This is a genomic window from Desulfovibrio intestinalis (assembly GCF_014202345.1).
GTDB lineage: Bacteria > Desulfobacterota > Desulfovibrionia > Desulfovibrionales > Desulfovibrionaceae > Desulfovibrio > Desulfovibrio intestinalis.
Genome location: NZ_JACHGO010000001.1, coordinates 445,461 through 458,553, shown reverse-complemented (window position 1 = coordinate 458,553; position 13,093 = coordinate 445,461). Strand labels below are relative to the sequence as shown.

Annotated in this window: 9 protein-coding genes; 7 read left to right on the top strand and 2 right to left on the bottom strand. The window is 55.1% G+C overall.

The genetic code is table 11. The annotated features are described in order from the left end of the window. Nucleotides 1–431: 431 nt before the first annotated feature. Nucleotides 432–2,585, top strand: a complete 2,154-nt coding sequence (locus HNQ38_RS01995) for an FUSC family protein (RefSeq protein ID WP_183717724.1) — start codon at nt 432–434, stop codon at nt 2,583–2,585. Between the two features lie 137 nt (nt 2,586–2,722). On the opposite strand, the gene HNQ38_RS01990 is transcribed toward HNQ38_RS01995, so the two are convergent. Together HNQ38_RS01990 and HNQ38_RS01985 are read right to left on the bottom strand one after the other, a co-directional pair. Next, nucleotides 2,723–3,736 carry a GNAT family N-acetyltransferase gene (locus HNQ38_RS01990; protein WP_183717723.1) on the bottom strand — a complete coding sequence of 338 codons (1,014 nt, stop codon included), beginning with the start codon at nt 3,734–3,736 and terminating at the stop codon, nt 2,723–2,725. 39 nt (nt 3,737–3,775) lie between these two features. Continuing rightward, nucleotides 3,776–4,237 carry a hypothetical protein gene (locus HNQ38_RS01985; protein WP_183717721.1) on the bottom strand — a complete coding sequence of 154 codons (462 nt, stop codon included), beginning with the start codon at nt 4,235–4,237 and terminating at the stop codon, nt 3,776–3,778. A 347-nt stretch (nt 4,238–4,584) separates the two neighbouring features. Here HNQ38_RS01985 and HNQ38_RS01980 point away from each other — a divergent pair, with 347 nt between their 5' ends. The 6 genes from HNQ38_RS01980 (at nt 4,585) to nrfD (ending at nt 12,000) form a co-directional block, all read left to right on the top strand. Beyond that, nucleotides 4,585–5,532, top strand: a complete 948-nt coding sequence (locus HNQ38_RS01980) for a formate dehydrogenase accessory sulfurtransferase FdhD (protein ID WP_183717719.1) — start codon at nt 4,585–4,587, stop codon at nt 5,530–5,532. Nucleotide 5,533: 1 nt separating this feature from the next. Further along, complete coding sequence (locus HNQ38_RS01975) at nt 5,534–6,799, top strand: molybdopterin molybdotransferase MoeA (RefSeq protein WP_183717717.1); 1,266 nt, start codon at nt 5,534–5,536, stop codon at nt 6,797–6,799. A 224-nt stretch (nt 6,800–7,023) separates the two neighbouring features. Further along, complete coding sequence (locus HNQ38_RS01970; protein ID WP_183717715.1) at nt 7,024–7,530, top strand: dehydrogenase; 507 nt, start codon at nt 7,024–7,026, stop codon at nt 7,528–7,530. 12 nt (nt 7,531–7,542) lie between these two features. After that, nucleotides 7,543–10,176, top strand: coding sequence for a molybdopterin-dependent oxidoreductase (locus tag HNQ38_RS01965; RefSeq protein ID WP_183717713.1), 2,634 nt, complete (start codon nt 7,543–7,545; stop codon nt 10,174–10,176). Further along, nucleotides 10,166–11,041: a 4Fe-4S dicluster domain-containing protein gene (locus tag HNQ38_RS01960; protein WP_183717711.1), complete on the top strand. Its 876-nt coding sequence runs from the start codon at nt 10,166–10,168 to the stop codon at nt 11,039–11,041. Before HNQ38_RS01965 ends, HNQ38_RS01960 begins: the two co-directional genes overlap by 11 nt. After that, nucleotides 11,041–12,000: an NrfD/PsrC family molybdoenzyme membrane anchor subunit gene (gene nrfD, locus HNQ38_RS01955; RefSeq protein ID WP_183717710.1), complete on the top strand. Its 960-nt coding sequence runs from the start codon at nt 11,041–11,043 to the stop codon at nt 11,998–12,000. The genes HNQ38_RS01960 and nrfD overlap by 1 nt, the downstream gene beginning before the upstream one ends. Nucleotides 12,001–13,093 lie beyond the last annotated feature (1,093 nt).

The window sequence follows — 13,093 nt, the reverse complement described above, 5'->3', positions numbered from 1 at the left end:
CTGAAAATTTCATTTTTGAACGAGTTTGGCATAGCCATATTCTTCAGACTTAACCTTTGACTCAACAGAAATATCACCCATTACTAGAGCATGTTACGAGTGAAATAAATTAATGACTCTGCAACTACTTGCGTGCAAACCCTTATCACGAAATAGGCGCAGGCGAACTATTCTCACTGTGAAACGACTATTTTAAGTGCAGAATGCTCTGGCTGGTGCAATATGATTACACTCAAATACGCCATTAATCATAACAGCAGCTCATTTGCCGTTGTCCTTGGTTTCAAAGCGGGATGTACATGAAGCCCGTGATTTCCTACAATGAAGAAAAGGGTTGCTTCAGCCAAATTCTGCCTTAAGCGACACAAAAATATCAAATATGCCGACACTACGTTTTGCCTTTCCGCTATGCCGCACTTCAAGGAGAAACCATGTCCCCTCTGCGACACAATGAACCTGCAAGCTGGCTTAGCGAGCTGGTGCGGCAGCATCCCGCCCACCTTAGCTGGGATATTTCCCTTCGCGCAGCTCTTTGTGTTGGGCTGCCCTTGTCCATTGGCATCATTGCAGGCGACATCATGATTGGCCTGTGGATATCTATGGGCACCCTGCTGCTTTGCTCCGGCGAAAGCGGAACTTCAACATACCGCGCACTTATCCGGCAAACCCTCATTTGCGTGCCTATTGGGGCTGCGGGCTATCTGGCTGGCTACCTTACGCTCTTGCCCTATCCCGCCACACTGGCGGCTATGACAGTCATTTCTTTTGCCGCCGCGATCATAAGCAGCTACGGCACGGTTTTTTCCGTAGGAAGCATGCAGGCCATGCTCACCGCCTGCATCGCCGTAGGCTTGCCCTTTATCGGCAATTTCTGGATGCCCGCCCTGCTCTTTCTCGTAGGCGCGGCCTTTTACATCCTGCTGCTGGGCCTGGAAATCCTCATGGACAGGCAACGCCCACAGCGGATTATTCTGGCCACGCATATTCGTGCCCTGGCGGCTTTTGCCGATCAAAAGGCTGACGATGGCGAAACTTCGATAAAGGAAGACAGCAGCGAACAGGCCCGCCGAAGAGTTACAGACAGCTTTGATCCCCTGTATGCGGCACTGATGGCCGAAGGCTACCGCAACAATCAGGGGCACTCCGCCGACCTCGCGCAGAAGGCTGCGGTAATCAAAGCGGCAGACAGTATTTTTTCCATTATAACTGCGACCCCAAAGACCGAAATTCAGAGCCTGCATGCGGTAGCCTTGTGGCTCAACACGCTAGCTGACGCACTGATCCACCGCAGCCCACCACCGTCCCTGCCAGATACCCTGACAACCCAGAGCCACCTGAACCACAGCTTGCAGCAGCTTGTGGATGCCATTTGGCATAAGGGAAGTCTCCCCTATGTGGACACGGCTCACCCCGATCAGGAGCAAGACCAGGCAGCCAACACAGCCCTTGCCCATACCACTGATATGGCGACGCATCCCGCCCCAAAAACCAAACTTCTGCCCCAAAATGAACGGGCTAAATACAAGGCTTGGCTTTTACGCGCCAAACTGGCCATTGGTCATGACGCTATCATCAATGCTTTTATTTTCGCGCTGTGCATGGGCGTGGCCTTTGCCAGCAAGTATGTGATTGACGGCAGCCACTGGTTTTGGGTTCCCCTTACTGTGGCGCTTGTTATGAAACCAGACTTCGGCTCTGTGTTCGCGCGCGCCGTCTTGCGCACCCTTGGCACTGCGGGCGGCGTTGTCATCGCAGCCCTGATGCTGGCCTACATACCAAAAGGTCAGCCGTTGGTCCTTGCCATCGCCCTGTTGGCTGGCCTGCTTTCCTGGGGCAAGGCACGCTCCTATGCCATGCAGGCAGTTATACTGGCCCCTCTGGTGCTGGTTCTGGTGGATGTGATCGTCCCCGGTGCAGGAACCATTGACTACGCATTGCAGCGCTTTGAGGACACTGCCATCGGTGGGCTTATTGTTATTGTCTTTGGCTATGCCTTCTGGCCCAAGGTGGACACGCAGCAATTGGGCAATTCCTTTATCATGGCTCTTACAGATGCCGCCAACTACCTGCGCGCAGCCTGCGCTCAAGACCGGGATGACGCCAGATTGCACAGCGTGCAGCGGCAACGCATTTTTGACGCCCGCCATCTGGCTTACAGGGATCTGTCCAACATCCGCTCGCAACTACAAAAACATATGGCGGAACCGCCCCCGGCAGGAATCCGTGCTGCGGCATGGCTGCCAATAATTGCCGGGGCTGAACGCCTGTGCGACAGCATTACGGCCTTTAGCTCTGGCCGAACCTTGGGCAGCGTCATGCCAGACCCGGCACAAGTGGAAGTTCTCGCCGGGCGGATGGAAAATCTGGCGCACGAAAACCACGCCCACGAGCAACGCGTATGCCCCTACGCGCACGATACGCGCAACGGCAGCTTTTTGTGCGACGTCAACAGCGAAATTGGCTATCTGGCAGGATTACTTGAACAGACGCCCGGAGTTTCGGCAAATTCCGCAGCAAGGGTATTGAGTGAAAATACGGCAAACGCCGACATTGCGGCGGCGAAACATCCCACAGGCGGGGCATGAAGAGCAGGTGAAAACCGTTGGAGAAAGCGGATACCCGGTATAAGCCCGGCAAAATCAGAACATCAGGGAAGGTGGATAATTCGGCACGTTATAGATTCACAATCTGTCGGGCTTGCCGCCCAAAGCCAGAGGCAAGGTCAATCCGGCTGCTTTTTGACCATCAGCCACGTTTGTATGGGCAGGCGTCTTTCAGTCCAGTGAGCCTTGTAGCCCATGCGCGGGCCAGTAAGCGGCCCCATATCATAACGGCTTGCCCCTTGCTCGCACAGCCATTCAACCTGCTCTAGTTGCATAAGGTTTCCGATGCCCGCGTCTTTCCATTCCAGATCATAACTGAATTGCTGGCCCCGGTACACATCGCCCGCCATGCCGCCAAAAATAAATCCCACATCCTGCCCCTCGTGCGTGGCAAACATAATGCGCGCGCCACGCGCGGGGGCAAGACGCCGCAACATGACGTCATAAAAACTTTTGGCGGGTTCTTCTGCCATGCCGCACTGCCCCACGCCCTTCCAACTCTTGTTCTCCACTGCCAGCATGCGCTCGAAAACAGCTTGAGCTTCAGCCCCGGTGGCGGGAATGTGCCGTTCGTACTCAATGCCGCGCTGTTGAGCGCGTCGCCGCCCCTTGGACAATTTTGCCCGATGATTGGCTGACCTGCGAGACAAAAACCCGTCCAAGCCGCCCTCAAGAGAGGCTGCGCATTGTATGGCTTCAGAGTGCATGAAGAAATCAAAACTGTATGCAAATGTCCGCAGCAGGCGCTGCGGCAGCAAACTGCCCGGTTGCAAGCCGCTGAGAACGATACGGGGAAAGAAAGGAGCGTAACGGGCTGCAAGTTCGTCCGTCACACGTGCCAGCATATCCACGGCATGAAGGCCGAGCAGAGGGGAACTGAAGAACCACAAGGTATCAATTGGCGTCAGCAGAACAGAATCTGCCGCAAACGCCTGCTCTGCCAGCACCAGCATACTGTGCGAAGTATGCCGCGCTTCGTGCCACACAAGAAGACGGCGTTCCGGCGCAAAAACCTCGTGAAAGGAAAGCTGCCATGCAGGCAGACAGCAAAAAGGGTCGGCCTGTCCAGAATGCAGCGCTGCTTGCTGCCACCCTTTATGCCCTTCAAGATCGTGAAATGGAATTTTTTCCATACGGTACAGATCTCGCTCGCCAGCTCCCTATGCTACGCTCTACCGGACTTCAGTAGGGCATTGTTCATTGCGGCTGGCATAAAAAAACCAGCCGGCATCTGAATCCTGCACGCGCTCGAAACAAAAATCACCAATCGCGCGCCAGAGGGTGGCAGGTTGCACTGTGGCAAAAGCGGCGCTGACGGCCTCAGCCTGAGGAATTTGGCCCGCAAGAACCTTGATGGTCTGAGCTACGCCCTCAAAATACCGGGCAGAGGAAGCAGCCGTATTAACCACCACGGCACGCTCTACTTTATCGTCAGCATTCAAAAAAAACGTTGCTGTCACTCCTTCGTCCAGAGTGCATATCTTTACCTGACCCTGATCCTGCACAGTAACAGAACCGGGAGTAAAAGCCTTCATCCATCTGGATTCAAATTCTTTCCAGACCAGATCGCCGCCGTCCGCATCCGCCGGAACGGCCAGAAGCAGAAGAAAAAGGCAGAGCAGCAGTTTTTTCATGGCAATGTCTCCTTTTTCAAAGATTTCGGGGTATAATAAATAACGGCGAAAGATACCGCTTGTTTATATATATGTGAGTAAACTGGTATTGGAAAGCATCTTTTTCAGCATGCTCCCCCGCTCTCAGGGCGGCCACGCGGAGCTTTCAAGGCTCTGTGCTCAAACCGTAAAAAACGGCATGAATGCATATTACCCAGTGCTCTTGTTTTTCAAAGCATTTTGATCGAAAATAAAAAAACATCTTGCTGGCATATCAGGATAACAATACATCCTGCTATGGAAAGCTTTCAACCTGAAGGCCAACCCGTTCGCCCCTAACCCTTCCCGCAGGAGAATTCTCCCCCACCATGCCCACGTTTTCACTGCCACCAGCCTGTGTTTTGCGCACCATCACCCGTATTAACAATACGGGCAGGCGCGAGGTGGAGGATATACTGCTGCGCGAAGAGGCTTACGACCTTATTTGTAATGACAAAACCGTAGCCCGCATGCACTGCATGCCCACGCACCTTGAGGAACTGGCGGTTGGCCGCCTTTTCACTATGGGTATGTTGCAGGATGCCTGCCAGATAACGTCCTTGCGCATCCAGCATCCCCTGGTTCAGAACGCCAGAACCTCAAAAGACCCGGCCCGCGCTACTTCTGACAAAGATCTTCCAGATCGGGATGTCACAAGCCAGGTTGCTGCGGCCCATACCATTGCTGCTACCCACGCCGAAAAGACAACCAGCGTAGAGGATACGGCATGCACCGCAACAATTTTGCAGCACGAGCAAAACCTTGAAGGCCAAAACCTTGAAGCGCAGAGCCTTGAAAAGCCTCGCAGTGCCGGAAGCATATGGATAACCACAACATCTGAACTTTCAACAGACAATGCCACTGAGGAAGCCGAGGTGCGGCTTACAGCTGCCCAGGTGCACAAACTTCAGGCGGAATTTGAAGAACGCTGCGTGCTCTTCCGGCAAACTGGGGCTGCCCACAGTTGCGCCCTGGCTACCGAGAAGGGCATTCTGATGTTTTATGAAGACATCGCCCGCCACAACGCCCTGGACAAGCTCATCGGGGCCATGCAGCTTCAAGCGGTGTCGCCGCAGGGCAAGCTTATGATATTCAGCGGGCGTCTGGCCGTGGATATGCTGGAAAAAGCCGTTGTGAGCGGTGTTCGTCTGCTTATAGCGCCGGGCGCGCCCTCCCTGGCTTCGGTAGAGCTGGCTGAAACCAAGCAGGTAAGCCTTCTTGGTTTCGTGCGCAAAGACAACATCAACATCTATACCTGCCCGCACAGGATAGTCTGATATGTCTTTTTGCCCACCCTATGCATCGCCGCATATATCAGGAAAAAAAGACATCCTGCCTCTGGAAAAAGCGCTGGCTGCCCTGCTTGCCTGCGCCCGCCCGACGGAGCAGACCCAACTTCTGCCCTTACTTGAGGCCTATGGACGCGTCAGCGCAGCCGACATTTGCGCCAGCCTGCCTCAGCCTCCTTTTGACCGCGCCCAGGTAGACGGCTATGCCCTGCGCAGCGCGGATATTGCCCTGGCCAATCCAGATTTTCCCGTCACCTTGCCAGTGGTTCAATACCTGTATGCGGGCGGCGGCCCAGGTGATCCTCTTTTGCCCGGACAGGCGGCCCGTATAACCACCGGGGCCATGATGCCCCAAGGGGCGGATTGCGTCATGTGGCAGGAAGACACAACGGTCGACAGCTGTGGCGTCACCATACGCCACAAGCTGTCCCCGGGCCGCAACTGCCATCCCTGCGGGCATGACGTCGCTGTGGGGCGGTCGCTGGTACGGCGCGGCGATGTTCTGCATAGCGGAACACTTGGTCTGCTGGCCGGGCAGGGGCACACGCACACATATGTATACAGTAGTCCCACGGTCAGCATGCTTTCTACGGGAGACGAGCTGTGCCCGCCGGGGCACCCTCTGCCCAGAGGCGGCATCTATAACATAAGCGGAACGCTGCTTGGCGTACGTTTGCAAAATCTTGGCGCCAGTGTTCAGAGCATGAGCACCTGCCCCGACAACTACGACAAGTTGCGGCGTCACATTGAAACCATGCTGGGGCAAAGCCATCTGGTCATCACCACTGGCGGCGTATCATGGGGGCCGCGTGACCTCATCTCGCGTCTGGCGGAAGAACTGGCGGCCCGTCACGGCGGCCGCATGCTGTTCCGAGGTTTGCACATGAAGCCCGGGGCCATGACCTTGGGCGCAGCTGTGGGCAACAGTGTTCTGCTTGGCCTTTCTGGCAACCCCGTGGCGGCTGCGGCGGCATTTGAACTGCTGGCCCGGCCTCTCATCCGTAAAATTTCCGGCCGGGCGCGCTACGGGTTACAAAGGCAGCGCGGTATAATGCGCAACGATTTCGGCTCATGCCGCAAGGACGCGCGCCGCCTTATGATGGCGCGGCTTGAAGGAACAGAGGTCTACATGCGACCCGAGAACGAAAGTATCGGGCAACCTGCCCTGTGGGATGACTGCAACTGCTTTGTGGACATACCGGCTGGATGCCCTCCTTTGCGACGCGGCATGGAGGTGGACGTCATTTTGGCTTAGGCGAAGCCCCACACTGTTGGGCGAACCAGCTCATCCTTGATAGAATAGTCACGCAAATTTCCTGCGGCCAGAAAAGGTATGGATACCAAATAGTAATAAACATTACTATTGCACACCACATAAATAGGCGTTACCATATAGCCACTTATAGAAAAAGCGTGAAGAAATTTATGGCGTGCTGCGCTCCGCCAATTCCCCATTGCCTTAACACTGTGAGCCAAATCATGTCCCACCATAAAGAGCCTTTCAGCCCGCGTACAGCTGTGTGTCACAGCAGGTACCGCGATGCTGAAAAACACCATAGCGTCTGTCTGTATTGTGCCATCGGCTGTAGTCTCAATATTTACAAATACAAGGGGGACGTCGTCGGCATTGAAGGCGATGACGAAAGCCCGGTGAACCGTGGACGCTTGTGTCCCAAGGGTTCCAATACCCTGCAGGTGGTGCGCAGCCCCCATCGCGTGGCAACCGTGCGCTACCGCGCGCCCTATTCAAGCCAGTGGGAAGACCGCCCGATGGATTGGGCAATGGACCGCATAGCCCAGCTCATGAAGGTTTCCCGCGAGGCGGGATTTCAGGAAAAAAACGCGGCGGGCATGACGGTTAATACATGCCACAGCATTGCTTCTCTTGGCGGTTCCGCCAGCGACAATGAAGAAAATTACCTCATGAAAAAACTCTTCACGGGCGGGCTCGGCATGCTCGACGTGGAAAACCAGGCCCGTCTCTGACACTCCGCATCCGTGCCCGGTCTGGGCGCATCATTCGGTTTCGGTGCCTGCACCAACTTCCCGCGCGACATGCGCAACAGCGACTGCATCCTTATTATGGGTTCCAACATGGCGGAGTCTCACCCTGTGGGCTTTCAGTGGGTAATGGAAGCCAAGGAACGGGGCGCGACCCTCATACATGTGGACCCGCGTTTCACGCGTACCTCGGCTGTAGCCGACCACCATGTGCGCATCAGGCCCGATTCAGACCTGGCCTTTCTTGGCGCGCTTATTAACCTTATTATCAAGAAAAAAGGTTATTTCACAGATTTTGTCAGCCAGTACACCAACGCTGCAACTCTGGTGAGCGAAAAGTTTTCCTTTGATGAAAATACGGGGCTTTTCGTGGGCTTTGATCCTGTCACGCGCACGTATGACCAGGAACCGGATGCCTGGGACTATGAGCTGGATGCCCAGGGCATGCCCGTAACAGATTCCACGCTGCAACATCCCCGGTGTGTGCTTCGCGTGCTCGAAAAGCATTTTGAAAGCTACACCTCGGAAAAAGCTGCGGAAACATGCGGATGTTCCCCGGAAGACGTTGAACTGGTGGCCGACCTGCTTATGGCCAATTCTGGCACTGACCGCACTTCGGTTATGGCCTATGCCCTTGGCTGGACCCAGCACACCAGCGGTACGCAAATCATCAAGGCCGCAGGCATCATCCAGTTGCTTCTGGGCAACATTGGCCGCCCCGGCAGCGGCATCGTAGCCTTGCGGGGCCATGCCAACGTGCAGGGCGCAACGGACATTCCCACCTTGTTTAACAATTTGCCCAACTATATTCCCCAGCCCAAGGCCATCCCCGAACACGCTACGCTCAAGAGTCTGCTTGAATACGGACACGGCCTGGGCGGACGCCGGGGCAAGGGCGAAAGAGGCATGTGGCGTCAGGAAGGCATCAAGGGCGCGTGGGCAGCCATGCCCTCTTACATGGTCAGCCTGCTCAAGGCCTGGTACGGCGATGCCGCCACAGCAGAAAATGAATATTGCTACCAAAATCTGCCCAAGATGCAGAAGGACGAATCCGAGCAGATATTCTTTAAGGAAACCTTGCAAGGCATTGTGCGCGGCATGTTTGTTTTTGGGCAAAATCCCGCTGTCAGCTCGCCCAACTCCGGCTTTCACCGTGAAGCCATGCGCAGGTTGGACTGGCTGGTTGTGGTGGACGCATTTGAAACAGAAAGCGCCGCCGTCTGGTATGCCGACCCCAACGGCCCCGGCCCTGAAACTGTAGGCACTGAAGTTTTTCTGCTGCCAGCTTCACTGGCAATGGAAAAAGGCGGTTCCGTCTCCAATACCGAACGTCTGGTGCAATGGCACGAACCTGTACTGGAAGCGCCCGGCGACAGTAAATCCGACCTCTGGTACGTCTACCAGTTGGGCAAGCGGCTCAAGGCCCTGTATGCCGATTCCACTCTGGAACGCGACAAGGCGTTGCAACAGCTTACCTGGGACTACTGCAAACCGGGTGACGATGAGCCAGACCCCGAGCTTGTGCTGCGCGAAATGAACGGCTTCAACACCGTCACTGGCGAACACCTCAAAAGCACGGGCCAGCTTGCAGCCGACGGCTCCACGGCCTGCGGCTGCCGCCTCTACTGCGGCGTTTACCCGGCACAAGACCAGAACCTTGCCAAAAGGCGCGGCACCATCAGCGACGACGAAAACTTCTATCTCAACTGGGCGTGGGCATGGCCCGGCAACTCGCGTATTCTTTACAACCGCGCCTCTGCCGACCCTGAAGGCAAGCCCTGGTCAGAGCGCAAGGCCATCATCCACTGGGACTCCAACGCCAAACGCTGGACCGGAGCAGACGTGCCCAACTATGTGTTGGACAAGGCCCCAGATTACCGCCCCACCCCGGAAAGCAGGGGAATGGACGCCATACCGGGCAACGCGCCCTTTACGGTGCATTTTGACGGACTGGGCTGGCTCTTTGCGCCCTTTGGCCTGTCGGACGGCCCCATGCCTGTGCACTATGAAGCGCTGGAAACCCCTGTACGCAATACGATGGCAGCACAGCAGATATCGCCTTCCACCACGCTTATTGAAGATTCGCGCAACGCCATCGCAGCCCAGGGCGACCCGCGCTACCCGATTATCCTTACAAGCTACCGGGTAACGGAACAGTTTGTGGCCGGCGTTATGACGCGGCGGTCAAGCTGGATCAACGAACTGCAACCCAGCCTGTTTTTTGAAATGGATCAGGAACTGGCTGAAAGCCTCAACCTGCGCACTTTGGACTGGGTTATTGCCGAAAGCAAACGGGGATCCATTGAAGGACGGGTGCTGGTAACGCCGAGGATGGCTCCCCTCATGGTCTGCGGCAGCAAGGTGCATGTTGTTGGCGTGCCCATGCATTTTGGTTTCAAGGGCGAAGTGACCGGCGATTCTGTCAACGTGCTCACCGCCTTGTCCCTTGGCCCCAATTCGGACATTGCCAGCGTCAAATCCATCGCCTGCCGCATCAGGCCGGGCAGGCTCACTCCTCGCAGCGAGCATAAGGACGATTTCCGCGACGCGTACACGCCCCTGCCGGATGCCCCTATGAAAAACGTGCCCTGGATTTGCAAGCCCGAAGGGAGGTTGGATTATGACAACTGATACGCAGCATCTTCCGCAGAAACCGCGTGGGTTCCTGCAACGGGTGATCTATCCCTTCCAGCGCGGCGCGCAACCAGAGCAGCAGGAAGCCGTGGGCTTTTTTACCGACACGTCCGTCTGCATCGGCTGCAAGGCCTGTCAGGTGGGCTGCAAACACTGGAACATGCTGCCCGGCCTCGAGCCGCGCCTTTCAGGCCGCAGCTACGACAACACGCTGGAGCTGTCAGCAAAAACATGGCGGCATGTTAAATTTGCGGAAGTCATCACCCCGGACGTGCCAGCCAACAATCGCCAAGGGCTACGCTGGCTGCTGGCCAGCGACAGCTGCAAGCACTGTGAAGACGCCCCCTGCCTGCGGGCCTGCCCTACGGGCGCGCTTATCCGCACCGAGGTAGGCGGCGTATACCCGCAATCGGACATCTGCAACGGCTGCGCCTCATGCGTGGCGGCCTGTCCCTTCGGCGTCATAGCCAGAAGCGAGGAAACAGGTCATTCGCACAAGTGTACCTTCTGCCTTGACCGTGTGAGAGACGGCCTGCATCCGGCCTGCGCCAAAACCTGCCCGGCGGCCTCCATACGTTTTGGCAAACTTGAAGACATGCGTAATGCGGCCCGCAACCGCCTTACCCAGTTGCAGGCCCAAGGAGTAACCAACGCCCGGCTTTACGGGCTGGACGCCACAGAGAACTACTCTTCCCTGCATAATATTTTTCTGTTGTTGGATAATCCTGCAAAATACGGACTGCCCGAAGACCCTATACATCCGGCCCGGCGCCTCAAGGGTGATTATGCACGGGCCATTGCCGGGGTTTTGGCGGGCATGGCAATAGTGGGCGCATCCGTAGTTTTTGGAGGATACCTGTAATGGAGACGACCAAAACCATGCAAAAAGACACTCCGCAGAGTGCCTGCAAGGCATACAGCCAGGACTATTCAGAAGACGTCATCCCGCACCTTCCTCCGTGGGGAGTCATGACCGTTATTGACGTCTGGCTCAACAACGCGGCTTTGGGACTCTACATTGTAACGGCGTGCGCCCTGCTGCTACGGCCGGTGACCTTCGGCATTCTGGCCCAACCTGCGTTTGTGCTGGCATGGCTGCTTCTTGTTGCCGACCTGCTCATGCTTGTGGCCGACCTTGGCGACCCGCGCCGTTTTCACCACATGCTGCGCACTTTTCGTCCAACCTCACCCATGTGGGTTGGCGTATGGGCATTGACCCTGTCGTCAGTGACCATTCTCATTCCGGCCCTTTGGGGAGCGCTGGGCCTTATGAACGGTTTTGAGCTGCTGCCCCCGGCATGCGCGGCCAGCATTATGGCCGTTCTTGATTCAGATGCGGCGGTGAACATACTGGTGACGTTCATAGCCCTTGGCATCATCTGCGCTGCTGGCGGGCTCTGCTACAAGGGTGTGCTTTTTTCTGCCACCTCACGGCCAGTATGGCGTAAGACGCGCTGGTTTTCGGCCTATCTGACCAATGGCGGTATACTGCTTGGCTGCGCACTGTTTATCGGTTTGGGCATGGCCCTGCACGTAACCAATGGCCTGCACAAACTTTTCCCCGCCATGCTGGTAATGCTGGTAATCGACATGCTGTTGCTCCAATTTCATTTGCGGCCAGCCATGCGCGACGGCTCCAGCACTCTGCAACGCAGAAATCTCGGCACAGCAACCGTGCTTGACGCAGCGGCCTTTGCCTGTCTGCTGGCTGTAATAGCTGGTGTGGGAAATCCGGCCCTGGTAGCGCTTGCCGTGCTGGCTATTGCCGCATCGGCCCTTATGGGCCGCCACAGCTTTGTACTGCCCACACGCGGCGTGTAGGGATTTTCATCTGTGCAAAGCGAGAAGCATCACAGTTGAGTCTTTGCCGCAACTGCCAGAGCATATTTACTTTGCATTGCCTTGTGGGAGAGGCCCCTTTTACAAAAGGGGCCTCTCCCACTTCCCTTAGAAAGCGTTACGGTTTTTCCAGCAAGTCACATATGGATTCCCAATTTGAAACCGAAGGGCACAAATAACCCCTTCGAGACAACACGCCTTCTCACAGTAAGATTTCACTAAAATCCAAAATATCAACGCACGTTACAAATTGAGCAGCAGCGCCACTATGTAGAGTATGGCGCTGCTGCTCAATTTTGACGTGGCAACCTGTTCGGGGACTTTCAGAAAAAAATCTGTGTGGAAACTCTCAAGGGGTTGAGCTTGAATGCTTGCCGCAAATTTGGCATACGCAAGCCTTGCCCCCGGTTAAGCTCATGCCGCAAGGGTTAACTGCCCTGCCAGATATTTCTTGCCGCACTGCTTAAACGCCCGCACAGAGCGCACAAATTTCCCAACAGCATATTTTCCAAACCCAACAAGTTAATAAATAAAATCTAACCTTGATTTACGCACTATTATATCTTATAGTACAAAAACATTCCGATAAAAACTTTTAATTCTTGCATGTTAATAATTTTTTAGCAACACTTTCATATACTGGACGTGCACGATCCTAAAAATAGAGTCATAATAAATAAATCATATTAAAATTACACATAAAAAAGGTACTACAATCACAGAATACACAAGAAAAATAATCCAACCACAACAATTCAACGACACTTAAAAACCCTAACCCCTCTCACAATCTTGCCTTCTGAGCTGTCTCTGTCGGCTCATCTGCAACCGCTCTATTTCTCTGCGTCTTGGAGGAGCAAAAAGAAGAAATACCCTGACCAGTTTTTCGGCTAGTGGATATGTTTGTCTTAATCACGATTGTTTTTAACATTTTATGGAAGTTCGGTTTATACCGAGGAGGCGTTCATCTGCTGGTGCCCTCAACGCTGATGACTCCAGCAAGTTCGTTTTGACGGTCACACATTGGTCGTCCTTCCATATACTCGTCCGTTTACGGACTACACCCGCGGCATGC